This is a genomic window from Acidovorax sp. SUPP3334 (assembly GCF_030159055.1).
Taxonomy (GTDB): domain Bacteria; phylum Pseudomonadota; class Gammaproteobacteria; order Burkholderiales; family Burkholderiaceae_C; genus Paracidovorax.
In genome coordinates, this window is the sequence record NZ_BQXQ01000030.1 from 36,939 (window position 1) to 58,820 (window position 21,882).

The following is a 21,882-nucleotide window of genomic DNA, read 5'->3' on the forward strand; positions in this document are numbered from 1 at the left end:
TGATTTAATAGCATAAGGATTGTGGGCACCGGCCCGCAGCCGGCTCAGCCCTGGGCGCGCTTTTGCAGGATCTCGAAGGCCGGCAGCGTCTTGCCCTCCAGCACTTCCAGGAACGCACCGCCGCCGGTGGAGATGTAGCCCACGTCCTTTTCGATGCCGTACTTGGCGATGGCCGCCAGCGTGTCGCCGCCGCCCGCGATGCTGAACGCGCTGGATTCGGCGATCGCCTGGGCGATGGCCTTGGTGCCGTTTTCGAACGCGGCGAACTCGAACACGCCCACCGGGCCGTTCCAGACGATGGTGCCGGCCTGCTTGAGCTGCGCGGCCAGTTTCTTCGCGGTCTCGGGGCCGATGTCCAGGATCAGGTCGTCATCGGCCACGTCGGCGGCGGCCTTCACCGTGGCGGGCGCATCGGCCGAGAAGGTCTTGGCCACCACCACGTCGGTGGGGATCGGCACCTCGGCGCCGCGCGCCTTCATGGCGTCGATCACGGCACGGGCTTCGGCCAGCAGATCGGGCTCGGCCAGGCTCTTGCCGATGTTCAGGCCCGCCGCCAGCATGAAGGTGTTGGCGATGCCGCCGCCCACGATGAGCTGGTCCACCTTGTCGGCCAGGCTCTTCAAAATGGTGAGCTTGGTGGACACCTTGCTGCCCGCCACGATGGCCGCCAGCGGCCGGGCGGGCTGGGCCAGCGCCTTGGTGATGGCGTCGATCTCGGCCGACAGCAGCGGGCCGGCGCAGGCCGTCCTGGCGTATTCGGCGATGCCGTAGGTCGTGCCCTCGGCGCGGTGCGCGGTGCCGAACGCATCGTTCACGTAGATGTCGCAGAGCGCGGCCATCTTCTTCGCCAGCGCGGGGTCGTTCTTCTTCTCGCCGGGGTTCACGCGGCAGTTCTCCAGCAGCACGACCTGGCCGGGCTGCACTGCGACGCCTTCCACCCAGTCGGCCACCAGAGGAACTTCGCGGCCCAGCAGTTCGGACAGGCGCTTCGCGATGGGGGCGAGCGAATCGGCGGGCTGCAGCGTGCCTTCGGTCGGGCGGCCCAGGTGGCTGGTCACCATGACGGCGGCGCCGGCATCCAGCGCCATCTGGATGCAGGGCACCGAGGCGCGGATACGGGTGTCTTCGGTGATGTGGCCGGCGTTGTCTTCACCGCCGCCGGGCCGCCCCAAGGCGGTGGCGTCCCCCTCGGGGGGGCAGCGCAGCGTGGGGGGCGACATGGGCACGTTCAGGTCGGCGCGGATGAACACGCGCTGGCCGCGGGCCTGGCCTTGGGCGCAGAGGTCGGAAAAGCGAAGGATGTGCATGGATCGATGAGGCCGGCTAGCGGCGCGGGGAGGGTGGAAAACTGCGCCGCATTGTAGGTGCGGCCCCTGCGCGAGCCCTGTCGGCCAGGGCCGACGTCGCGGCATCCGCCGCGCAGCCCGGTTACCAGCCCAGGCCGATGTGCAGCGGCAGATACACCACCATGCCCACCACGATGGTGCCCAGGATGCCGCGGCGCCAGAAGTAGTAGCCGGCGGCGCACAGCACCGAGGGCAGGCGCGCGTCCTGCAGCGTGCCGATCAGCTCGCCCTGCGCCATGAAGATTTCGGGCGCGATCACCGAGGCCAGCGCGGCCAGCGGTGCGTATTTGAGGCCCCGCTTGAGCCATCCCGGCATGGGCAGCTCGCGCTCGGGAATCATGAAGAACGCGCGGGACACCAGCGTGATGGCGGCCAGGCCCAGGATGGCGATGGTGGGCTCCACCCAGAACCCGTTCATGGATGGCGCTCCTCGCGCAGCGGCACCACGTCGCCGTCCTGCACGTGCTTTTTCTCCCCGGGCGGCAGCGCGCTGTCGGCCGGCACCAGCAGCACTTCGGGCTTGCGCAGGTGGCGGTCCACGGCCTCGATGATGAGGCCCACGGCAACGGCCGCCGCGATGGCCACCAGGATGTTCAGCTTGAGCGGCAGCGCGAACGCCGCGATGGCCGCCGTCATGGCCACGCCCGTCGCCAGCCAGGTCGCGCGGTCGAACAGCATCGACATCAGCACGCCCAGCAGCGCCAGCACGCCCGCAAAGCCCAGGCCCCACGACAGCGGCACCACGTTGGCCAGCAAGATGCCCGTGATCGACGGCACCTGCCAGGCCAGCCAGTTGATCGACGCCGCGCCCCAGAAGAACGGCACCTGATCGGGCTGCGGCGCGGGCTTGGGAAAACGCTTCATGAAGGCGACGAAGATCACGTCGCCGCTGAAGTACCCCACGGCCAGCCGCTGGCGCAGCGGCAGGTGCGCGAAATAGCTGCGCCATAGGCTGCTGAAAATCACGAAGCGCAGGTTCACGCACGAGGCCGTGAGCCACACCACCCACAGCGGCGCGCCGACGGCCATCAGCGGAATCACCGTGAGCTGCGCGCTGCCGGCATACACCGCGAGCGACATGAAGATCGCCATCGGCACCGACATGCCGCTCTTGACCATCGCCACCCCGGTCACGAGCCCCCAGGCGCCCACGCCCACGCAGGTGCCGACCATGTCCAGCACGCCCTGGCGGTAAGCGGGATGCCGGACCAGGGCGCGCAGCGGCTGCGCGCTCATTCCCGCGCCCCGGCCGGCGCGGTGCTGCCCAGCACCATGCCGGGGGTGAGCGCGAAGCCGCGCAGGAAGTCGGCCACGGGCAGCCGCTTGCCGCCCGCGCGCTGCAGCGTGGTCAGGCGCAGGCCGCCGTCGCCGCAGGCCACGGTCACGCCCTGGTCGGATACTGACAAAATATGCCCTGGGCGCAATGAATCCGGCGGCAATGCGCTATCAATTTCATAGCTCCACACCTTGATCGCTTCGCCGGCCAGGGTGGTCGATGCGCCGGGAAAGGGGTCGAACGCCCGGATGCGCCGGCCAATGGCTTCGGCGGGCTGGGCCCAGTCGATGGCGCTCTCGGCTTTTTCGATCTTGTGCGCGTAGGTCACGCCTTCGGCGGGCTGGGGCGTGGCCGTGAGGCCGCCGCAGGCCGCCAGTTCCAGCGCCTGGACGATCATGCGCCCGCCCAGATCGGCCAGCCGGTCGTGCAGGGCGGCGGTGGTGTCGGTCGCAGCGATGGCGGTCTTCTCGACCAGCAGCATGTCGCCCGTGTCGAGGCCCGCGTCCATCTGCATGATGGTCACGCCCGTCTCGGCATCGCCCGCCTCGATGGCGCGGTGGATCGGCGCGGCGCCGCGCCAGCGCGGCAGCAGGCTGGCGTGGATGTTGAGGCAGCCTTTGGCCGGCAGATCGAGCACCCATTGCGGCAGGATCAGTCCGTAGGCCGCCACCACCATGGCGTCGGCCCCGGCGGCGATCAACGCATCGCGCGCCGCGGCGGCGTCCTCGGGGTATTTGCCGTCCAGGCGCAGGCTGCGCGGCTGCGCCACGGCGATGCCGTGCTCCAGCGCGCACTGCTTGACGGGCGAGGCCTGCAGCTTCATGCCCCGGCCGGCAGGGCGGTCGGGCTGTGTCAGGACGAGGGGGATGGTGAAGCCGGCATCCAGCAGGCGCTGCAGGGCGATGCGGGCGAAGTCGGGTGTGCCGGCAAATAGGATCTTCATGGAGGCGGGCGCTGCCTCAGAAGCCGAAGCGGTCGCGGGGATCGGGCTCGTCGGTGAACATCACCTTCACCACCACGCCGCGCGGGTCGAGGTGTACATGGGCGAAGCGCCGCGTGCCCAGGTCGTCCCGGAAGCGGTAGGTCCAGATGTCGCCATCGAAGCGCGCCACGCGCTCCACCAGCATCGGCGGGCCGAAGGTGCGGCGCACCTCGTCCACCGTCCAGCCGGCCGGAATGCCGGCGAGGTTGTTGAAGGTGAGCACCTGATCGGTCCGCACGAGGCGCCCGCTGGCATCGAAATCCATGTGATAGACCTGCCGGCCCGAAGGCTGCGTGGTGTACAGCAGCCGCTCGCCGCCGCCGGGCAGCTGCGTGACCGACACCGGCGGGCCCAGGTTCTGCATCACCTCGTTGCGCGAAGCGCCGGGCTTCACGAAGTCGGGCGACGCGCAGGCGGTGAGCGCGAGCGCCAGCCCCACGGCGGCCGCGCCGCGCGCCAGGGAAGCCATCGAAAGGGAGAAAGCGGGCCAAGCGGTCGGTGTCATGGGCGTGCCTCGCGTTGCTGCTTGAGCATCTTGGTCTTGATGCGGTTGCGTTTGAGGGGCGACAGGTATTCGACGAACACCTTGCCCAGCAGATGGTCCATCTCGTGCTGGATGCAGACGGCCAGCAGGCCCTCGGCCTCCACCACGCGGGATTGGCCCTGGGCATCGAGCGCCCGCACATGGACCGAGGTGGAACGCTCTACCCCGTCGTAGATGCCGGGCACCGACAGGCACCCTTCTTCGCCGACGGTCTTCTCGTCGCTGCGCCAGAGAATCTCGGGATTGATGAAGACCTGGGGCTGGTCGTGGTCCTCGGAGACGTCGATCACCACGATGCGCTCGTGCACGTTCACCTGCGAGGCGGCCAGGCCGATGCCATTGGCGTCATACATGGTGGCGATCATGTCGTCCAGCAGCGCGCGCACGCGGTCATCCACGGTTTGTACCGGCTTGGCGACGGTGTGCAGGCGAGGATCGGGGTAACAGAGAATAGGAAGAATAGCCATGGCGAACCCGGAAAGATGTCGCTATTTTCGCCACTTTTGGCGGGAGCGGCCGCCCTGCGCCGCAATAATCGTTGCCCTATCAAGGGCTTGGGCTGAGAATCCGAGAAGGTTTGTAACGTATCAACCGGCGAATTTTGTGACCAACAAAGACACGCTGGCGCCAGCGAGGGGCGTTTCGCAATGCATGACAAGAGGAACAACATGACGGCATCCACAGGCTTGCGACCCACGGCGTTGGGGGCGCTGGCTTTTCTGGCCGCGGCCCTGCTGACCAGCCCGGCGCATGCCCAGAACTACCCCGTCACCACGGACCAGCGGGCCACTGCCCAGCAGGTCGCCTCCAAGGGCGTGCCGATGTCGGAGCTGGCGCCCAACGCACCGGACACCTACGTGGTCAAGCGCGGCGACACCCTCTGGGGCATCTCCGGCATGTACCTGCAGCGCGCCTGGCGCTGGCCCGAACTGTGGGGCATGAACCTGCAGGCGATTCCCAACCCCCATCTGATCTTCCCCGGCCAGACGCTTTACCTGGAAAAGGTGGATGGCTACGCCCGTCTGCGCACCAGCCCGTCGGGCCAAGTGCCCAACGACACCGTGCGCGTGTCGCCCCGCACCCGTACCGACAGCCTGGCAGGCACCGCCCTGCCGACCTTGCAGCCCCACCTGATCGAGCCCTTCCTCGTCGAGCCGCTGGTGGTGGACGAACTCACGCTGCAGCAGGCTCCGCGCATCGTCGCCACGGTGGACGAGCGCGTGTTGATGGCCAGCGGCGACCGCGCCTATGTGCGCGGCGCCACCGGCAACCCGCTGCGCCTGGGACCGGGCGTGCCGCGCCAGTACCGCGTGTTCCGCAATGCCATCCCCATGAAGGACCCCGAGTCCGGTGAAATCCTGGGCTATGAAGCCCAGTACGTCGGCAAGGCCGAACTCGTGCGCGGTGAGACCACCGAGGAAACGCGCGATCCCAAGGGAGAAGTCACGATCGACGTGGTCCCCGCCACGGTGGACCTGCGCAGCGCCAAGGAAGAAATGCGCGCCGGCGACCGCCTGCTGCCCGCACCGGCCCGCGGCTACGCGAGCTACACCCCCCGCGCGCCGCAGGCTCCGGTGGATGCGCGCGTCGTGTCGTTGTATGGCAGTTCCTCCGTGGCCTACGCCGCACAGAACCAGGTGGTGGCGATCAACCGCGGTACCCGCGACGGCATCGAGGCCGGCCATGTCCTCACGCTGCTGACCAAGGGCGATCGCATCAAGGACAAGACGGACGAGAACAAGGTAATGATCAAGCTGCCGAGCGAGGCCAACGGCCTCGGCATGGTATTTCGCACGTTCGACCGCGTTTCCTACGTGCTGCTCTTGCAGGTGCAGCAGGGCGTGCGGGTCGGCGACCGCCTCGTCAATCCCCAGTAGGCACAGACGGCCCGGGTCTGCGGCGGTGCCTTGTCGGGCCGGCTGCGACGGGGCCGCATCGCATTGACTCCCATGGATCGGGACGAACTGGCCGCCTGGTTGCGGCTTGCGCTCACGCCCGGTGTCGGCAATGGCACCGCGCGCCGGCTTCTGGCCGCCTTCGGTCTGCCGCACAATCTTTTCGGTGCGTCGCCCGCTGTACTGCAGGCATGCGCTACGGCGGCGCAGGTCCGTGCGCTCGGCACCGTGCCGCCCACGCTCGGAGCCTTGGTCGAAACCACCTGGCAATGGCTGCACGGCGCGGCGCCAGGCCAGCCGGCCCGCCAGATCGTGACGCTCGGCGACGCTGCCTATCCGCCCGGCCTGCTGGCCACCGAAGATCCGCCCCTCATGCTCTATCTGCTGGGCGCACCGCGGTTTCTTGACCGGCCAGCGGCGCTGTGGGCGACGGAGCGGTTCGTGGCCATCGTGGGCAGCCGCAATCCCACGGCGCAGGGCGCCGACCATGCGCGGCAGTTCGCACGTGCCCTGCGCAGCGCACGCCTGTGCATCGTCTCCGGGCTTGCACTGGGGGTGGATGCCGCAGCGCACGAAGGCGCCCTCGAAGCTGGCGGCACAGAAGCCGATGGCCTGCCCGCCACCATCGCCGTGGTAGGAACCGGACTGGACCGCGTCTATCCGCGCAAGAACCTGGACTTGGCGCACCGCATCGCGCAGCACGGTGTCCTGGTGAGTGAATACCCGCTCGGCACGCCGCCGCTGGCCGGCAATTTTCCCAAGCGCAACCGCATCATCGCGGGGCTCTCGCAAGGCACGCTGGTGGTGGAGGCGGCGCTGGCCTCGGGCTCGCTGATCACCGCCCGGCTGGCGGCCGAGCAGGGGCGGGAAGTGTTCGCCATTCCCGGCTCCATCCACGCGCCGCAGTCGCGCGGCTGCCATGCCCTCATCCGCCAGGGCGCGAAACTGGTCGAGTCCGCACAGGATGTGCTGGAAGAACTGAGGCTGGAATTGCCGAGGGCGTCACCGTTGGCGCCAGGGGCTGATGATGCGTCCTCGCAGCCGTTGCTGCCTTCGTTGAATGACGAGGGCGAAACGCCTTCCGATGAGCACGCCGCGCTGCTGCAAGCGTTGGGATACGACCCCGCAGGCCTGGATGCCCTGGTCGCCCGTACCGGAATGGGGGCTGCCGCCCTGCAGGTGGCCTTGCTCGAACTGGAGCTGCAAGGGCAAGTGGCTCGCCTGCCCGGTGGGCTCTTTCAGCGCATGGGCCGGGCGTGAAGCGCTGAATTCATGGCGTCGCGTTGGCGATGCCGGTCCGCCAGACCATGGCGCTGAAGTCGCCTGGCGCAAAGGGCGGCTTCAGCGCCTGTTCGGCCTCAAAGGCCCAGCATCAGCTTCATGTTCTGAACTGCAGCGCCGCTGGCGCCCTTGCCCAGGTTATCGAGGCGGGCCACGACCAGTGCATGGCGATGGTTCTCATTGGCGAAAACGCGCAACTCCAGCTGATTGGTGTCGTTGAGCGCCAGCGCATCGAGCTTGCCGTCTTCGGTGGGCGGCAACACCTTGACCCACTGGTCCGGCGTATTGCTCTTCGCATAGTGGGCCGCCAGCGCGTCGTGCACATCGGCGGCCTTGGGGGCGCCGGGCAACAGATCCAGATGCAAGGGCAGTTGCACGAGCATGCCTTGCTGGAAGTTGCCCACGCTCGGCACGAAAATCGGCCGGCGGGTGAGCCCGGTGTACTTCATGATCTCGGGCAAGTGCTTGTGAGAAAGGCCCAGCGCGTAAAGCTCGAAGGCCGGAGCGGTCTTGTTCTCGTAAGCCTCGATCATCGAGCGTCCGCCCCCCGAATATCCGCTCACCGAAGGCAGCGCCAGCGGAAAGTCCACGGGCACCAGGCCCGCCTCGACCAGCGGGCGCAGCAGCGCAATGGCGCCGGTGGCATAGCAGCCGGGGTTGGCCACGCGCGTCGCCGAGGCCACGGCATCGCTCTGGCCAGGCGCCAGTTCCGCAAAGCCGAACACCCAGCCGGCAGCCGTTCGATGCGCCGTGCTGGCGTCGATCACCTTGATGCGGCGGCCGGTGGCTTTTTCGATCTCGTCCACCAAGGCCACGGTTTCGCGGGCGGCATCGTCATGCAGGCACAGAATGACGAGGTCCACACCCGCGATGAGTGCACGCTTGGCTTGCGGGTCCTTGCGCTGCTCGGGCGCGATGCTGACCAGCTGCACCTGCGGCATGGCCTGCAGGCGCTCGCGGATCTGCAGGCCCGTGGTGCCTGCTTCGCCATCGATAAAGACTTTGGACATGGAATGCTCCTGCAAAAGATGGCTCGGGCGGCCTGCCGTGGTACGTGACATCCGCAAGGGATGGTGCATCGCAGCATGATACAGTCGCCGGTTGCCATGTCACCAGCCCGCGGCCAGACATCTGCTCATGGCAAACGGGTTACCAACATCCTTCCCTGAGAGAGACCTCATGAAGATTCACGAATACCAAGGCAAGGAAATCTTGCGCAATTTTGGTGTGCCCGTTCCGCGCGGCATCCCTGCTTTCACGGTTCAGGAAGCCGTGGAAGCGGCTCAAAAGCTCGGCGGCCCCGTCTGGGTCGTCAAGGCCCAGATCCACGCCGGTGGCCGTGGCAAGGGCGGCGGCGTCAAGGTCGCCAAGACCATCGATGACGTCAAGCGCATCTCCGGTGAAATCCTGGGCATGCAGCTCAAGACGCACCAGACCGGCCCCGAAGGCCAGAAGGTCCGCCGCCTGTATATCGAAGACGGCGCCGACATCAAGAACGAACTGTATGTGTCGCTGGTCACCGACCGCGGTACGCAGAAGATCGCCTTGATCGCTTCCAGCGAAGGCGGCATGGACATCGAGGAAGTGGCCCACTCCACGCCCGAGAAGATCATCACCGAGATGATCGACCCCATCGTCGGCATTACCACCGAGCAAAGCAAGAAGGTCGCCGCCGCCATCGGCTTGACCGGCGCTTCCATCGACCAGGCCGTGGACATCTTCGCCAAGATCTACAAGTGTTACATGGAAACGGATGCTTCGCTGGTGGAAATCAATCCGCTGAACTGCGACTCCAAGGGCAACCTGATGGCGCTGGACGCGAAGTTCAACTTCGACGCCAACGCGCTGTTCCGCCATCCTGAAATCGTGGCCTACCGCGATCTGGACGAAGAAGATCCGGCCGAAGTGGAAGCCTCCAAATTCGACCTGGCCTACATCAGCCTGGACGGCAACATCGGCTGCCTGGTGAATGGCGCCGGCCTGGCCATGGCCACCATGGACACCATCAAGCTGTTCGGCGGCGAGCCTGCCAACTTCCTGGACGTGGGCGGCGGTGCCACCCCCGAGAAGGTGACCGAAGCCTTCAAGATCATGCTGAAAAACCCCAAGGTCGAAGGCATTCTGGTCAACATCTTCGGCGGCATCATGAAGTGCGACACCATCGCCACTGGCGTCATCACCGCCTGCAAGGCCGTGAACCTGAACGTGCCGCTGGTCGTGCGCATGAAGGGCACCAACGAAGAACTGGGCAAGAAGATGCTGGCCGAATCCGGCCTGCCCATCATCGCCGCAGACACCATGGCCGAAGCTGCGACCAAGATCGTTGCTGCCGTCAAGTAAGCCCGGAGAACACACATGTCGATCTACATCAACAAAGACACCAAGGTCATCACCCAGGGCATCACGGGCAAGACCGGCCAGTTCCATACGGAAAAGTGCCAGGAATACGCGAACGGCAAGAACGCGTTCGTAGCGGGCGTGAACCCCAAGAAGGCCGGCGAGTCGATCTTCAACATTCCGATCTACGCCTCCGTCAAGGAAGCCGCATCGCAGACCGGCGCCACCGTGTCGGTGATCTACGTGCCGCCCGCAGGTGCTGCCGCTGCGATCTGGGAAGCCGTCGAGGCCGACCTGGACCTGGCCATCTGCATCACCGAAGGCATCCCGGTGCGCGACATGCTGGAAGTGCGCAACAAGATGAAGGCCAAGGAAGCCGCCGGCGGCAAGCGCACCCTGCTGCTGGGCCCCAACTGCCCTGGCCTGATCACGCCCGATGAAATCAAGATCGGCATCATGCCCGGCCACATCCACCGCAAGGGCCGCATCGGCGTGGTGAGCCGTTCCGGCACGCTGACGTACGAAGCCGTGGCCATGCTGACCGAAGTGGGCCTGGGCCAGTCGAGCGCCGTGGGCATTGGTGGCGACCCCATCAATGGCTTGAAGCACATCGATGTGATGAAGGCTTTCAACGACGATCCAGACACCGATGCCGTCATCATGATCGGCGAAATCGGTGGTCCGGACGAAGCCGAAGCGGCGCAATGGTGCAAGGCCAACATGAAGAAGCCGATCGTCGGCTTCATCGCTGGCGTGACCGCTCCTCCCGGCAAGCGCATGGGCCATGCCGGCGCGCTGATCTCCGGCGGTGCCGATACGGCCGATGCCAAGCTCGCCATCATGGAAGAGTCGGGTTTCATCATCACCCGCAATCCTTCCGAGCTCGGCAAGCTGCTCAAGGCCCAGCTGAAGTAATCCGTAAGCAAAACTACGGACGAAAGGGGTTTGCAGCCCCGATAAACTGCGCTCTCCCATAAAAGAAGAGGCGCCCGAAACCCTGGTTTCGGGCGCCTCTTTCATTCATAACACGGAGATACTTCGCATGGAATTGCTGCACTCGGCCGATTTCTGGATCGGCCTTGTCAAGATCGTCTGGATCAACATCATCCTGTCCGGCGACAACGCCGTGGTCATCGCACTGGCTGCGCGCTCGCTCCCTCCGCATCAACAGAAAAAAGCCATCTTTTGGGGCTCCGGCGCAGCCGTGGTGCTTCGCATCGCGCTCACCGTGGTGGCCGCCAAGCTTTTGGAACTGTCGTTTTTGCAGATCATCGGTGGCTGCCTGCTGCTGTGGATCGGCCTGCAACTGATGACCGATGGTGATGAAGACGGCGAAGGCTCCCAGTCCGGAGGAGGACTGATGGCCGCCGTCCGTACCATCCTGATTGCCGACTTGGTCATGAGCCTTGACAACGTGATCGCCGTCGCGGCAGCTGCGCATGGCAACATGGTTCTGTTGATCCTCGGACTGGCCATCAGCATTCCGCTCGTCATCTTTGGCAGCACGCTCATGATCAAGCTCATGGAGCGTTTTCCCATCATCGTTTTGCTGGGCGCAGGTTTGATCGGATGGGTGGGCGGCGAAACCATCGCCAGCGATGCCTCGCTGCATGACTTCGTGCTGGCGCATCCATCATTGCACTACGTGGCTGCGGCGCTCGGCGCATTGTTCGTCGTCGGTGCAGGCAAATTCCTGCAAGCGCGGGCCCAACAGCAGCGTTCGGCGGCTGCCAATTACTCATAAGACGGTAACTTGCCGAGCACGCCAAGACAAGAAAGCCAGCATTCATGCGGTTTTCGAGGCGATCAATGTTCCCCAAGTTACTGACTTCTCAGTAAAGCAGACGTGATTGCTGCCGATCAAACCAGCTCGACATCATTGTTTGGTTGATGCCGTACTTTTCGGTATCGGGTTTGTTGCGCATTTCGCTCTGCCAAGGCAGAGCGGGATGAAAACTTGCAACCGGCAAATCCAGGAGGACCATAAGCGATAGGTCCGTCGTCTATGATGCGGAACAAGACGCAACAGGGCATGACATGGGGGATTTTCAAAAAACCGTAATGGAGCCTGCGCCCACCGTCGGCGCAGCCTTGCTTCTCCCTGCGCCGGGTGAAGCATGACCACGGGAACCAAGCTGAACTACCAGTTTTGTGCCCGGACCGATCAAGGACGGGTGCGCTCGAATAATGAAGATGCCGTGATCGCCGATGCCAGCGCGCAACTGGCTGTACTCGCCGACGGCATGGGCGGATACAACGCGGGCGAAGTCGCCAGCGGAATGGCGACGGGGCTGATACACGACGAAATGACCCGTTGGCTCGCCCAGGCCGGCGGCAATGTCTCTTCCACCGAAGTGCGCCGCGCGCTGGAAGATTGCATCGAGCGTGCCAATCACGCCATATTCGATGCCTCGCTCACCAATCCGCAATGTTCAGGCATGGGCACCACCGTGGTCGCGGGCGTTTTCTTACCAGGACGCTTGATTCTTGGACATATCGGGGACTCCCGTTGCTATTGCCTGCGCGGCGGCGTGCTGAGGCAGATCACACGCGACCATTCATGGCTTCAGGAGCAGGTGGATGCCGGCATTCTGACACCCCAGGAAGCTGCGATATCAGGGCAGCGCAATCTGGTGACCCGCGCCCTTGGCGTGGAAAGTGCTGTACTGGCAGAAATCAATGAGTTTCCCGTGGAGCCGCAGGATCTGTTCGTCATGTGCTCGGATGGATTGACCGACATGGTGGATGACGATCAGATTCAGTCGCTGGCCGCAGCGCAGGAACCCCTGGAGGATAAAGCCGCCCATTTGATCGAAGCTGCCAACGCAAGAGGCGGACGCGACAACATCAGTGTGCTGCTGGTGCAGGCGGGAACCATCGAAAGAAAGCGCGGCTTGATGTCGCGATTTTTGCGTGCCGATTGAAAACTGAAATCAGCCACCCGGCGATACCAATTAAAGAATGAGGAATTGATCATGCCGAAAATGATCGTGTCGATTGACGGAGTCGTCATCAAGGAAGTCCAGTTGACGAAGGAGCGCATGACCCTCGGACGGCGCCCCTACAACGACATCGTCATCGATAACCTGGCTGTCAGTGGCGAGCACGCCGCGCTTCATGTGTCTGCCGACGCGGTAGAGGTCGAAGATCTCGGCAGTACCAATGGCACCTATGTGAATGGCCAGGCCGTCAAGCGCCAGCCATTGCGCAACGGTGACACGGTGGAAGTGGGCAAGTACAAGATCCGCTTCTTCCAGGAGAACGAGGGCGAGAATTTCGAGAAGACAATGGTGTTCAAGCCCGGCATGGTGCCGCCAAGGCCATTGACTTCCCGTTCCGCCCCACTGTCCGCGGCCGGGTCGATACCTGCGCCAGTCTTGAGCGCGTCGGTGAGGGTTTGCTCAGGGGCTGCTGCGGGGCGCGAAGTGGCACTGGTCAAGGTGGTGACCACCATTGGCAAGCCAGGTGTAGCAGTGGCATCAATCACCAAGCGGCACCATGGGTTCGTTTTGTCTCATGTCGAAGGCGCGCAGCGGCCTCAACTGAATGGAGCCTTGATGGCGGATGAACCTGTGCTTTTGAAGAATGGAGACCGGCTTGCATTAGCGGGGACGGAGATGGAGTTCGTCCAAAGCTGATAGCTCTAGATGTGGTGATGTATGCGTTGCTTCGTAACGCTTGCATCTGCTTGTGACATGGATGGCGGACAAATTTGTCAAATTCGATGAATATCGAGCGTTTGAGTTCATCTTTGGAGGCTGCCTGCTCTTGTTTTCAGCCTCGCCACATTGGCATGGAATCTGCTGAGTGGAGGGCGGACCTGGAGAATTCCTCTGCAGGTTTTATATGCAATCGACCTCCTTGGAGAGATATATGAAGCGCAATCTGCAAAAGGGTTTTACCCTGATTGAATTGATGATCGTTGTGGCGATTATCGGTATTTTGGCTGCTGTGGCTTTGCCTGCTTATCAGGATTACACGAAAAAGGCAAAGATGTCTGAAGTAATTCTGGCTGCCTCCAGCTGCCGTACCACTATCACGGAAATCTATCAAAGTGCTACCGCATCTTCCGCTCCTGCCGCAGGTGCATGGGGTTGCGAAAGCTCGTCGGCTACGAGTAAGTATGTGCAGTCCATTAAAACAACTGCAAATGGAAAAGTGCGTGTTCAAGCCCAAGGGTTTAACGACACGAACATCGAAAATAAATTTGTTTACTTGGAGCCAAAGCTGACTGACGGCAATATTATGACCGCTAGTTCTGATATTGGAAAGCAAGTTGGTTCGTGGGACTGTGGAGCCCCTGCTGGTGATAGTATTCTTAAGTTCCTTCCTGGTTCGTGCAAATCAAATGTGACAGCTGCGGGTACATTTGCCCCATAAAAGTCTTTGTAATATCAAGGAGCGTGCTTTGCACGCTCTTTTTTTTGCTATTTTATATATTATGGAATTTTTGCTTGCATTAACTGCGTTGGCTTGGCTAATTCCTAATCATTATTCACCTTGGTCTTCCGCTTGGAACGAGGCAGTAGCTATTCTTGGTTTAATCTGTGTTCTGCCATTTGTATTCTTGCGATGCCAAGAATGGAGATTGTCAAAAATATTGATTATTTTGCCGATAGTCTTTTGGGTATCGATTGCTTCGCAGGTCATCACGGGTAAATTGCTTTTTTTTGGCGATGGCGTTATTGCGGCATTTTATGTGGCGATATGGTTTGCTTCCGTGATGGTAGGAAATTATCTATTTTTATATCATCCTGAAAAAAATGGAGTTGATGTTTTAGCAATTATTTGGGTATTTGGGTCTATATTTTCAGTTGCTATTGCCTTAATTCAATGGACGAATGTCTTCAGTCTGGGTATTTATGGGGTGGATTTTCCACCTGGTGCTCGGCCTTTTGGTAATGTGGCGCAACCTAATCACCTATGCACGCTATCTTTTATGGGGTTGTGTGGAGTCGTTTGGCTACACCAGCAGAGAGTGCTAAGTAAGCCTGGTTTTTGGCTGACTACCATTTTCTTGCTCATCGGGATGGTGCTCTCTCAATCGCGAACCGGGTGGTTGCAAATTGCATGGTTTGGAGCTTTTTTTATAATATTTTGCGATCGTATTGGGCTACGACTCAAGCGTTTTGAAATTGGGATAGTAGTGGTGATCTTCTACTGTGGGGCGTTGTCACTGGGGAAGTTATCACAATGGTTAATGCTTTCAACGAGCAGATCAATCGCCGATCAGATGCAGGCAGACATTCGCGTGCCCTACTGGCTTGCCATGGTAGATGCGATTGGTAGAGAGCCTATATGGGGGTATGGGTGGTTGCAGGTAGGGTTGGCGCAACAAACAATCGCTTTAGATCACAAGAATTTTGGATCCCTTTTTGAACATAGCCACAATTTTATTTTAGATATTTTTCTTTGGAATGGTTTGATATTGGGTGGAATTATATTAATTTTGTTGATCGTATGGATTTGGCGTTTAAAAATTTCGGCGTTAAATAATAAAGTATTTTGGTTGGCGGTTGCGCTAGGTGGAATTTTTATTCACGGAATGTTGGAGTTTCCGCTTGAGTATTCGTATTTTTTAATTCCAGCAGGCTTGGCAATGGGTGCAATCGATGCTGCAGGGGGTAAGGGAGGAAATGCTTTTTTAATGCCTAAGAAGCTGTGCTGGGCATTATTTGCAATATTAATATTGGTTTTTACATTTTTGGTAAAAGATTACTTGCGTGCCGAGGAAAATTATCGTCAGTTGCGATTGGAGTCGGCAAGAATAGGCGTTGATCGCCTTGTGACCCCCGCTGCCAAGATGCAGGTGTTGAATCAATTGGAGGCACTGTTGGTTTTCGCCAGAACTGAGGCGACGCCTAGAATGTCCTCTGAAGAACTGAATTTTATGAAGGCGGTGTCAGAAAGATTTGGATATCCACCTGTACTATTCAGATATGCCTTAGCAGCTGGACTAAATGATCAGCCCGAAATATCTCGCAACACCTTGGAGAAGATCTGTAAAATTCACGAGCCCGAACGCTGTAAAGAGGCAGTGGAAGGTTGGGCTGTGCTTGTACAGCAATATCCTGAGTTGGAAAAGATCGAATTCAGATAAATATTTATTCGCGAGAGAAATTTCCCGAGGTGCCGCCACTTTTCTCTGTTACAAAAATATCTTGTAAAACCATGGAGCGGTCTACAGCTTTGCACATATCGTAAATAGTTAACAGTGCTACTTGGACAGCCATCAATGCCTCTATTTCGACCCCCGTCGGCCCCACTGTCTCGACGATGGCTTTGCATGCGATTGCAGCTTCATGGGGTTGCACCGCAAAATCCACTAATAATTTTGTGAGTGCCAATGGATGACATAGCGGGATCAGATCACTGGTTTTTTTAGCAGCCATGATTCCAGCGATGCGTGCAATTCCAAGTACATCACCTTTCTTTGCCGCCCCAGATTCAATGAGGGACAGCGTTTCCGGCTTCATTAAAATGCGGCCGCTAGCGACGGCAATACGGTGCGTAGCAGGCTTGGCGCCGACATCCACCATTTGGGCTTTGCCTTGGGTGTCGAAGTGGGTGAGACCAGAGGGAGCGGCGGTATTGCTCATACAGTATTAGGGATTGCATGCGGTTCATTCGCTTGCAGGGAACGTTTAGGGCCAGGGCATCATACGGTCATGTGTAGCGGCCAGGGCCAGGGCCAGGGTGGCGCGGCCGAATCAGTGCAGGAGACTTTGCGTGCCATTTGATCGAAAACGGCCTCTGGTGCTTGTGCGTCAGGCGGTGGCCGCGTCCTTTTTCATCGTGAGCGGTGTGTGCGGCATGACCGCCGCGCACGCCCAAGCGAGCCTGCCCACGCTAGGCGACAACTCCGACCTCACCACCGCCCAGGAGCGCCAGCTCGGCGACCGCATCATCCGCGAGCTTTACCGCGACCCGGACTACATCGACGACGCCGTGCTCAACGAGTACGTGGACAGCATCTTCCAACCCCTGGTGAAGGCGGCGCGCGAGCGCGGTGAACTGTCCCCCGAACTGGACGAGCGCTTCGCGTGGGAAATTCTTCTCGGCCGCGACCGCACGGTCAATGCCTTTGCCCTGCCAGGCGGCTACTTCGGCGTGCACTTGGGCTTGATCGGCGTCGTATCCACGCGCGACGAGTTGGCGTCGGTGATGGCCCATGAACTCAGCCACGTCACGCAGCGGCACATTTCCCGGCTGATCACGCAGCAGAACCGTCAGACGCCGCTCATGCTGGGCGCCCTGGTGCTTGGCGCGCTGGCCGCCAGCAAGAGCCCCAATGCGGCGCAGGCGCTGATGATCGGCGGGCAGGCGGTGGCGGTGCAGAACCAGCTCAATTTTTCGCGCGACATGGAGCGCGAGGCCGACCGCATCGGCTATGGCCTGATGGCGCCGGCGGGTTTTGCGCCGCAGGGGTTCGTGGCGATGTTCGACAAGCTGCAGCAGGCCAATCGCATCAACGACAACGGCAGCTGGCCTTACCTGCGCAGCCATCCGCTGACCACCCAGCGCATTGCGGATATGCATTCGCGGCTACCGCCTTCCGGCGCGTCTGCTGCGGCTCCCCCGGTACCCACGCTGGAGCACGTGATGATGGCGGCGCGTGCGCGTGTCTTGACGCGTCCGGGCGTGGATGTGTGGCGGCAGTGGACCACGGAACCGCAGGGCACGGGCTTTGCGGCGCAGCCCTTGGCGCGTCGGGCAGCGGCTTGGTATGCCGCAGCGCTGAGTGCCAGCCAGTTGCAGGACGTGCCCGCCGCGCGCAATGCCTTGCGGGGGCTGATGGAGGCGGTGAGCGGGGATGCGCCGGCAACGCGGCAGGCCAAGTTGCTGGGTGCAGAGATCGAATTCGCGGCGGGAGACTTCAACGCAGCGCTGCAGCAGTTGCCCCAGCCGCAATCGCAATCGCAGGTGGCGGGCTCTTCCGTGTCGCCGAGGCGCCCGGAGATGGTGCTGCGCACGCAGGCCCTGCTGCGCACCGGCAATGCCCAGGAGATGGCGGGGCCACTGCAGACGCGGGTGGCAACGCATCCGCACGACGCCACGGTGTGGCATTTGCTGGCAGCGGTGTGGCAGCAGCAGAACCACCCACTGCGCGCGGTGCGGGCCGAGGCCGAGGCGCACGCGGCGCGCTATGACTACCAGGCGGCGGTGGACCGCTTCAAGGCGGGGCAGGATCTGGCCCGAAAGAGCGGTAGCCGCGGGGGCGACGCGGCCGATTACATCGACGCGTCGATCATCGAGACGCGCCTGAGGGCGGTGGATTCACTTCTTAAGGAACAGGCCGCCGAGCGCTGATTCGACGAGCACGCCGAGCACCGAATAGATCAGCGAGCCGATCAGCGCAGCGGCGAAGCCCCGCACCTGAAAACCGTCGCCGAGCACCGAGGCGGCGGCCCAGAACATCAGCGCGTTGATGACGAACAGGAAAAGCCCGAGGGTGATGAAGGTGACCGGCAGGGTCAGCACCACCAGCACGGGCCGCAGCACCACGTTGAACAGGCCGATGACGAAAGCGGCGATGAGCGCGCTGGTGAAGCTTTTCACTTCCACCCCGCTGTACACATAGGCCACGAACAACAGCGCCGCAGCGCTGAGCAACCATTTGAGTATGAGTTTCATCATGGCGCGGGAGCATAGCACCCGCATGCGGAGGCTTGGCGCTCCTGCGGGTTGTTCGACGGCCAGCGGATGGGCGCAACGCCGCTTCGTGGAACCGGCGAGGCGATGGCCTCGCCGGCCGTGGGATCAGCGGTATCGGCAGGAATGCCGCGATCCAGCAGCATGGTAGCGGCTGCCGGCGCGTCAGCGGCGCGCAGCCCGGCAAGCCTGCGGGCGGCCGCTTGGCCGCCAGGTCGGAGGATTATTCCGCCACGAACATGAACATCGCGCCCAGGCCGGCCAAGGTGCCCGGCAAGGACCAGCGGCGCGGCGATGGCTTGCGCACCACGGTGACGGGGGCGGCCGAGACCGGCGTGGCCGGCCGTTCCGCCATGTCGTCCTGCTTGGGGCGGCGTGCATCGATCACGGGGGCAGCGCCGTGCTCTGCCTGCAATTGGGCCAGCAGTTCAGGCAACGGGCCTTTGGCCAGCACCGTGCTGGCCTGCACGCCCTCGGCGTGCAGCCACGGCAGGATCTGGCTGAACAGCTTGTCGGCCCACTTGGTGCGCCAGTTCTCACGCGCGCTGTGGCTCACCCACTTGCTGATGCGGTGCGTCATGCGCGGCGCGCAAGCCACCAGAACCCATTGCGTCTTCCCGGCCGAAGCCTGCGAAGACAGGGGCGCGAGGATTTGCCGAGCCTGCTCGGCGTCGTCCACGTACACGATGACTTTGTTGCCCATGATGCTTCCTTGTGACTGGCGGTGAGCCGTGAAGGCCGAGGAAAGAGAGAAAACTCCGCTCAGCCGTGCTGGACGGGTGCGGTACGGCGCGAAGCGATGGCCTTGCCCACGATCAGCACCAGCAGGGCGCCCGCGATGTGCGCGGCCCAATACAGCGTGTCGGAGATCACGGCCAGGCCTTGCGCGTCGAGCGTGCCCAGCTTGGGTGCCCAGGTCCAGCGCTCGGTGTTGACGAAGATCGGGTCGGTGACCAGCATGCCGCCAGCGATCCAGCCCAGCAGCATGCCGCCGATGGTGATGATGACGGGGAAGCGTTCCATGAGCTTGATGACCAGCTGGCTGCCCCAGACGATGATCGGGATCGAGATCAGCAGGCCCAATACCACGAGCAGCATCGAGTGCTCGCCCGCATTCTGGGCCGCACCGGCGATGGCGATCACGTTGTCCACGCTCATGACCAGGTCGGCCACGATGATGGTCTTGATGGCGGCAAAAAGCTTGTCGCTGCCTGCCACGTCGCCATGGCCGTCTTCGTCGGGGGCCAGCAGCTTGATGCCGATCCACACCAGCAGGAGCGCACCGACGAACTTGAGGAACGGCAGCGCCAGCAGCGTCATGGCGAAGGCGATCAGGATGACGCGCAGGATGATGGCGCCCGCGGTGCCCCAGATGATGCCCTTGGTCCGCTGCGCGGGCGGCAGCTTGCGGCAGGCCAGCGCGATCACCACGGCATTGTCGCCACCGAGCAGGATGTCGATGATGATGATCTGCCCCAACGCGACCCAGAACTCGGGTGAAGTCAAGAAGTCCATAAATTCCTCAAAAGCAATGGCCGGGAGGAGGAACCCGCTACCCCTGTAGCGCCGGGTCCCTCCGGGAACGGGGGCTGACTGCGTGGGTGACCTGAGGCTCGCCCGCGTTGCGCGGTGCGTCGTTCGAAAGGGACGGCCTTGATCAGCCCTCGCAGGGCCCATCAAAGGTCTCGCTCAGTCCGCCATGCGTGGCATGGATGGACCCGGACTGCCGGAAGCTTGCGCTTCGTACTGACGACAGGACCGACAAGCCCAGCCGCCCCGGGCGGTGCGCCTGCCGGGGGGCTTCTGGGTTGGGAGCTACTCCCCTTCGAAGCCGGCATTGGAACACAGCGGCGAGCGGCCATGCAAGCGAACGCTTCGCGCACGCTGCGGCGGTTTTGAGCCAAACAGGCTCCATGCCGTTGATTTGATTGGTGGTATTGCTATCAATTTATGAGTGTCTTGTGCGACAGCCGGGCGGGCGGAGCGCGCCGAAGGCGCCCAACCGGGCGGCGGTATGATCGGCCCCCTTTTCGAACACCCATGGCCGTCCTGCACATCACCGATATCGAAGCCGCCATCAACCACTGGCGCGCCCGATCGCCGTCGCCCGATGGGGTGACGCTCTCGCCCGAACTCGTGGCATTGGCCGAGGTTTACGCGCTGATGGTGTACTGGCACGAGGACGAGGCCGACGAGGCGGGCTTTCCTCCCGCGGCCATGGCGGCCTGGCGGGCCTGGTACGAGACCACGCCCGACACCCCGTGCATCGCCATCTGCTCCACCAGCCAGGGCGACGAGCAATGCAAGGGCTGCGGACGCAGCTTCGCCGAGGTGCAGCACTGGCTGGCGATGACGCCGGTCGAAAAGCGCACCGTGTGGCGCCGGATCACGCTGGAAAGCTCGGCTTGGCGTTTCAACCGCTACGCCGAGCGCGCGGCGGAAGGTGCGCCGGCCGATGCCAAGCCAGCCGGTTGATCGGGCGCCGGGCGGCGTGCCCCCAGGCCGAACACCCTTTACGGGCTGCTGGACAGCGGCTATGGTGGGTTCATGCTCCGCTTGACCCAGGCCCCCAACATCGCGATCGCCACCCTGTGGGCCGACCTGCTGCGCGAGGGCGGCATGCCGGCGTCGGTGCAGCGGCAATACCTGGGTGCCGCCGCCGGGCACCTGCCGCCCGACCAGTGCCTGCCCGAGATCTGGCTGGAGCATGACGAGCATGCGGGTCGGGCACGGCAACTGCTGCAGGCGCTGCAGAACCTGCCCCAGCGGCGCTGGCTGTGCGGCTGCGGCGAAATGGTGGAGGGCGGGTTCGAGCAGTGCTGGCAGTGCGGCGCGCTGATGCCCCAGCCTGCATAGCGCCGCAGCCACCGGCGCGCCAAGCGACCTGACAGGATCGGTTGCTCACTTTTTGATAGCTAACTGCCCTAGTCAATCATGCGCTGGAGGGCGATTTGGCTTCAAGTTCTTTGCGCGGCTGGCTGCGCGCACCGTCCACTCACTTCCAGCGCTGGGGCTCCACATGCACGCTGCCCAGGTTGCTGCTCAGGGTCAGCGCGCCTTCCTGCACCGTGGCCTGCAGTTGCATGCTCCGCTCGGCGAGCGCGGCCATCGCCTGCGAGGCCTCGGCCGGCAGGCGCCACACCTGCAGCTTGTCCAGGCGCGACAGCTTCGTCTGGATGCCTTTCCACCACACCTCGGCGGCATGGTGGAAGCAGTACACGATCACGGCGTCCGACTTGCTGCAGGCCTTGGTGAGCGGCTTGTCCTCGGGCTGGCCGACTTCGATCCATACGCGCTTGCGGCCGGTGAAGTCGGTCAGGGAGACGTCCGGATCATCCGGGTCGGACAGCCCCGCGCCGAAGGCCAGGGTGCCGTCGCCCTGGCACACGGCCTGCAACTGGTGGGCGTTCAATGCGAGGGCGGCCAGCCGCACCATCATGCGTTCGTCGGTCTCGCTCGGATGGCGGGCCAGCGTGAGCGAATGGTCGGCGTAGTAGCTGTTGTCGATGTCGGCGATCTGCAGATTCGCCTTGAAGATGGTGGACTTGATGGCCATGGGCTGGTGCTCA

At 62.7% G+C, this 21,882-nt stretch carries 25 protein-coding genes; 12 read left to right on the forward strand and 13 right to left on the reverse strand.

The window, feature by feature from the left end; all coding sequences use genetic code 11:
• Window positions 1-44: 44 nt before the first annotated feature.
• The 6 genes from AVHM3334_RS16665 to def form a co-directional block, all read right to left on the reverse strand.
• A complete protein-coding gene (locus tag AVHM3334_RS16665; protein ID WP_284414101.1) occupies window positions 45-1,307 on the reverse strand; it encodes a phosphoglycerate kinase in 1,263 nt (420 codons plus the stop codon).
• A gap of 121 nt (window positions 1,308-1,428) precedes the next feature.
• Window positions 1,429-1,764, reverse strand: a complete 336-nt coding sequence (locus AVHM3334_RS16670; RefSeq protein ID WP_284414104.1) for an AzlD domain-containing protein — start codon at window positions 1,762-1,764, stop codon at window positions 1,429-1,431.
• Window positions 1,761-2,582 carry an AzlC family ABC transporter permease gene (locus AVHM3334_RS16675; protein WP_284414106.1) on the reverse strand — a complete coding sequence of 274 codons (822 nt, stop codon included), beginning with the start codon at window positions 2,580-2,582 and terminating at the stop codon, window positions 1,761-1,763. The genes AVHM3334_RS16670 and AVHM3334_RS16675 overlap by 4 nt, the downstream gene beginning before the upstream one ends.
• On the reverse strand, window positions 2,579-3,565 hold the full coding sequence (fmt, locus tag AVHM3334_RS16680; protein WP_284414108.1) for a methionyl-tRNA formyltransferase: 987 nt from the start codon (window positions 3,563-3,565) through the stop codon (window positions 2,579-2,581). The genes AVHM3334_RS16675 and fmt overlap by 4 nt, the downstream gene beginning before the upstream one ends.
• Window positions 3,566-3,581: 16 nt before the next feature.
• On the reverse strand, window positions 3,582-4,109 hold the full coding sequence (locus AVHM3334_RS16685; RefSeq protein ID WP_284414110.1) for a hypothetical protein: 528 nt from the start codon (window positions 4,107-4,109) through the stop codon (window positions 3,582-3,584).
• The gene (def, locus tag AVHM3334_RS16690; protein ID WP_284414112.1) at window positions 4,106-4,615 is read right to left on the reverse strand and encodes a peptide deformylase; all 510 of its coding nucleotides are present in this window, start codon (window positions 4,613-4,615) and stop codon (window positions 4,106-4,108) included. Before def ends, AVHM3334_RS16685 begins: the two co-directional genes overlap by 4 nt.
• Window positions 4,616-4,816: 201 nt before the next feature.
• Here def and AVHM3334_RS16695 point away from each other — a divergent pair, with 201 nt between their 5' ends.
• The gene (locus AVHM3334_RS16695) at window positions 4,817-6,025 is read left to right on the forward strand and encodes a LysM peptidoglycan-binding domain-containing protein (protein ID WP_284414114.1); all 1,209 of its coding nucleotides are present in this window, start codon (window positions 4,817-4,819) and stop codon (window positions 6,023-6,025) included.
• 72 nt (window positions 6,026-6,097) lie between these two features.
• Window positions 6,098-7,303, forward strand: coding sequence for a DNA-processing protein DprA (gene dprA, locus AVHM3334_RS16700; RefSeq protein ID WP_284414116.1), 1,206 nt, complete (start codon window positions 6,098-6,100; stop codon window positions 7,301-7,303).
• A gap of 98 nt (window positions 7,304-7,401) precedes the next feature.
• Here dprA and argC read toward each other — a convergent pair whose 3' ends face one another.
• A complete protein-coding gene (gene argC / locus AVHM3334_RS16705) occupies window positions 7,402-8,334 on the reverse strand; it encodes an N-acetyl-gamma-glutamyl-phosphate reductase (protein ID WP_284414118.1) in 933 nt (310 codons plus the stop codon).
• A gap of 169 nt (window positions 8,335-8,503) precedes the next feature.
• Here argC and sucC point away from each other — a divergent pair, with 169 nt between their 5' ends.
• From sucC to AVHM3334_RS16720, 3 genes are all read left to right on the forward strand, one after another.
• A complete protein-coding gene (gene sucC, locus AVHM3334_RS16710) occupies window positions 8,504-9,664 on the forward strand; it encodes an ADP-forming succinate--CoA ligase subunit beta (RefSeq protein WP_284414120.1) in 1,161 nt (386 codons plus the stop codon).
• A 15-nt stretch (window positions 9,665-9,679) separates the two neighbouring features.
• A complete protein-coding gene (gene sucD / locus AVHM3334_RS16715) occupies window positions 9,680-10,576 on the forward strand; it encodes a succinate--CoA ligase subunit alpha (RefSeq protein WP_010464520.1) in 897 nt (298 codons plus the stop codon).
• A gap of 127 nt (window positions 10,577-10,703) precedes the next feature.
• The gene (locus AVHM3334_RS16720; RefSeq protein WP_284414127.1) at window positions 10,704-11,405 is read left to right on the forward strand and encodes a TerC family protein; all 702 of its coding nucleotides are present in this window, start codon (window positions 10,704-10,706) and stop codon (window positions 11,403-11,405) included.
• 88 nt (window positions 11,406-11,493) lie between these two features.
• Here AVHM3334_RS16720 and AVHM3334_RS16725 read toward each other — a convergent pair whose 3' ends face one another.
• Complete coding sequence (locus tag AVHM3334_RS16725) at window positions 11,494-11,646, reverse strand: hypothetical protein (protein ID WP_284414129.1); 153 nt, start codon at window positions 11,644-11,646, stop codon at window positions 11,494-11,496.
• Between the two features lie 132 nt (window positions 11,647-11,778).
• Here AVHM3334_RS16725 and AVHM3334_RS16730 point away from each other — a divergent pair, with 132 nt between their 5' ends.
• The 4 genes from AVHM3334_RS16730 (at window position 11,779) to AVHM3334_RS16745 (ending at window position 15,761) form a co-directional block, all read left to right on the forward strand.
• Complete coding sequence (locus AVHM3334_RS16730; RefSeq protein ID WP_284414131.1) at window positions 11,779-12,585, forward strand: Stp1/IreP family PP2C-type Ser/Thr phosphatase; 807 nt, start codon at window positions 11,779-11,781, stop codon at window positions 12,583-12,585.
• A gap of 51 nt (window positions 12,586-12,636) precedes the next feature.
• Window positions 12,637-13,299, forward strand: coding sequence for an FHA domain-containing protein (locus tag AVHM3334_RS16735; protein ID WP_284414133.1), 663 nt, complete (start codon window positions 12,637-12,639; stop codon window positions 13,297-13,299).
• A gap of 235 nt (window positions 13,300-13,534) precedes the next feature.
• Window positions 13,535-14,041 (forward strand): pilin, encoded by a 507-nt coding sequence (locus AVHM3334_RS16740; protein ID WP_284414135.1) that lies wholly within the window; start codon window positions 13,535-13,537, stop codon window positions 14,039-14,041.
• A gap of 28 nt (window positions 14,042-14,069) precedes the next feature.
• Window positions 14,070-15,761 (forward strand): PglL family O-oligosaccharyltransferase, encoded by a 1,692-nt coding sequence (locus AVHM3334_RS16745; RefSeq protein WP_284414137.1) that lies wholly within the window; start codon window positions 14,070-14,072, stop codon window positions 15,759-15,761.
• Window positions 15,762-15,765: 4 nt separating this feature from the next.
• Here the strand turns inward: AVHM3334_RS16745 and moaC are convergent, their stop codons facing one another.
• Window positions 15,766-16,260 (reverse strand): cyclic pyranopterin monophosphate synthase MoaC, encoded by a 495-nt coding sequence (gene moaC, locus AVHM3334_RS16750; protein WP_284414139.1) that lies wholly within the window; start codon window positions 16,258-16,260, stop codon window positions 15,766-15,768.
• Between the two features lie 214 nt (window positions 16,261-16,474).
• Here moaC and AVHM3334_RS16755 point away from each other — a divergent pair, with 214 nt between their 5' ends.
• A complete protein-coding gene (locus AVHM3334_RS16755) occupies window positions 16,475-17,971 on the forward strand; it encodes a M48 family metalloprotease (RefSeq protein WP_284414178.1) in 1,497 nt (498 codons plus the stop codon).
• On the opposite strand, the gene AVHM3334_RS16760 is transcribed toward AVHM3334_RS16755, so the two are convergent.
• From AVHM3334_RS16760 to AVHM3334_RS16770, 3 genes are all read right to left on the reverse strand, one after another.
• Window positions 17,939-18,295 (reverse strand): phage holin family protein, encoded by a 357-nt coding sequence (locus AVHM3334_RS16760; protein ID WP_284414180.1) that lies wholly within the window; start codon window positions 18,293-18,295, stop codon window positions 17,939-17,941. The genes AVHM3334_RS16755 and AVHM3334_RS16760 overlap by 33 nt on opposite strands.
• 241 nt (window positions 18,296-18,536) lie before the next feature.
• Window positions 18,537-19,016, reverse strand: coding sequence for a hypothetical protein (locus AVHM3334_RS16765; protein ID WP_284414141.1), 480 nt, complete (start codon window positions 19,014-19,016; stop codon window positions 18,537-18,539).
• A 59-nt stretch (window positions 19,017-19,075) separates the two neighbouring features.
• Window positions 19,076-19,828 (reverse strand): TerC family protein, encoded by a 753-nt coding sequence (locus tag AVHM3334_RS16770; RefSeq protein WP_284414142.1) that lies wholly within the window; start codon window positions 19,826-19,828, stop codon window positions 19,076-19,078.
• 525 nt (window positions 19,829-20,353) lie between these two features.
• On the opposite strand from AVHM3334_RS16770, the gene AVHM3334_RS16775 reads away from it, so the two are divergent.
• Together AVHM3334_RS16775 and AVHM3334_RS16780 are read left to right on the forward strand one after the other, a co-directional pair.
• Window positions 20,354-20,788, forward strand: coding sequence for a DUF3717 domain-containing protein (locus AVHM3334_RS16775; RefSeq protein ID WP_284414144.1), 435 nt, complete (start codon window positions 20,354-20,356; stop codon window positions 20,786-20,788).
• Window positions 20,789-20,860: 72 nt separating this feature from the next.
• Entirely contained in the window at window positions 20,861-21,169 is a 309-nt protein-coding gene (locus AVHM3334_RS16780) for a putative signal transducing protein (protein WP_284414146.1), read from the forward strand.
• A gap of 139 nt (window positions 21,170-21,308) precedes the next feature.
• Here the strand turns inward: AVHM3334_RS16780 and AVHM3334_RS16785 are convergent, their stop codons facing one another.
• Window positions 21,309-21,869 (reverse strand): YaeQ family protein, encoded by a 561-nt coding sequence (locus AVHM3334_RS16785; protein WP_284414147.1) that lies wholly within the window; start codon window positions 21,867-21,869, stop codon window positions 21,309-21,311.
• Window positions 21,870-21,882 lie beyond the last annotated feature (13 nt).

Coding starts and splice junctions, on each gene's coding strand:
- fmt (WP_284414108.1), bottom strand. CDS start 3,565: ATGAAGATCCTATTTGCCGGCACACCCGACTTCGCCCGCATCGCCCTG.
- AVHM3334_RS16735 (WP_284414133.1), top strand. CDS start 12,637: ATGCCGAAAATGATCGTGTCGATTGACGGAGTCGTCATCAAGGAAGTC.
- AVHM3334_RS16770 (WP_284414142.1), bottom strand. CDS start 19,828: ATGGACTTCTTGACTTCACCCGAGTTCTGGGTCGCGTTGGGGCAGATC.
- AVHM3334_RS16740 (WP_284414135.1), top strand. CDS start 13,535: ATGAAGCGCAATCTGCAAAAGGGTTTTACCCTGATTGAATTGATGATC.
- argC (WP_284414118.1), bottom strand. CDS start 8,334: ATGTCCAAAGTCTTTATCGATGGCGAAGCAGGCACCACGGGCCTGCAG.
- AVHM3334_RS16785 (WP_284414147.1), bottom strand. CDS start 21,869: ATGGCCATCAAGTCCACCATCTTCAAGGCGAATCTGCAGATCGCCGAC.
- AVHM3334_RS16725 (WP_284414129.1), bottom strand. CDS start 11,646: ATGGTCCTCCTGGATTTGCCGGTTGCAAGTTTTCATCCCGCTCTGCCT.
- def (WP_284414112.1), bottom strand. CDS start 4,615: ATGGCTATTCTTCCTATTCTCTGTTACCCCGATCCTCGCCTGCACACC.
- AVHM3334_RS16720 (WP_284414127.1), top strand. CDS start 10,704: ATGGAATTGCTGCACTCGGCCGATTTCTGGATCGGCCTTGTCAAGATC.
- sucC (WP_284414120.1), top strand. CDS start 8,504: ATGAAGATTCACGAATACCAAGGCAAGGAAATCTTGCGCAATTTTGGT.
- AVHM3334_RS16775 (WP_284414144.1), top strand. CDS start 20,354: ATGGCCGTCCTGCACATCACCGATATCGAAGCCGCCATCAACCACTGG.
- AVHM3334_RS16730 (WP_284414131.1), top strand. CDS start 11,779: ATGACCACGGGAACCAAGCTGAACTACCAGTTTTGTGCCCGGACCGAT.
- AVHM3334_RS16665 (WP_284414101.1), bottom strand. CDS start 1,307: ATGCACATCCTTCGCTTTTCCGACCTCTGCGCCCAAGGCCAGGCCCGC.
- AVHM3334_RS16760 (WP_284414180.1), bottom strand. CDS start 18,295: ATGAAACTCATACTCAAATGGTTGCTCAGCGCTGCGGCGCTGTTGTTC.
- AVHM3334_RS16695 (WP_284414114.1), top strand. CDS start 4,817: ATGACGGCATCCACAGGCTTGCGACCCACGGCGTTGGGGGCGCTGGCT.
- AVHM3334_RS16765 (WP_284414141.1), bottom strand. CDS start 19,016: ATGGGCAACAAAGTCATCGTGTACGTGGACGACGCCGAGCAGGCTCGG.
- AVHM3334_RS16755 (WP_284414178.1), top strand. CDS start 16,475: ATGACCGCCGCGCACGCCCAAGCGAGCCTGCCCACGCTAGGCGACAAC.
- dprA (WP_284414116.1), top strand. CDS start 6,098: ATGGATCGGGACGAACTGGCCGCCTGGTTGCGGCTTGCGCTCACGCCC.
- AVHM3334_RS16670 (WP_284414104.1), bottom strand. CDS start 1,764: ATGAACGGGTTCTGGGTGGAGCCCACCATCGCCATCCTGGGCCTGGCC.
- sucD (WP_010464520.1), top strand. CDS start 9,680: ATGTCGATCTACATCAACAAAGACACCAAGGTCATCACCCAGGGCATC.
- AVHM3334_RS16780 (WP_284414146.1), top strand. CDS start 20,861: ATGCTCCGCTTGACCCAGGCCCCCAACATCGCGATCGCCACCCTGTGG.
- AVHM3334_RS16685 (WP_284414110.1), bottom strand. CDS start 4,109: ATGACACCGACCGCTTGGCCCGCTTTCTCCCTTTCGATGGCTTCCCTG.
- moaC (WP_284414139.1), bottom strand. CDS start 16,260: ATGAGCAATACCGCCGCTCCCTCTGGTCTCACCCACTTCGACACCCAA.
- AVHM3334_RS16675 (WP_284414106.1), bottom strand. CDS start 2,582: ATGAGCGCGCAGCCGCTGCGCGCCCTGGTCCGGCATCCCGCTTACCGC.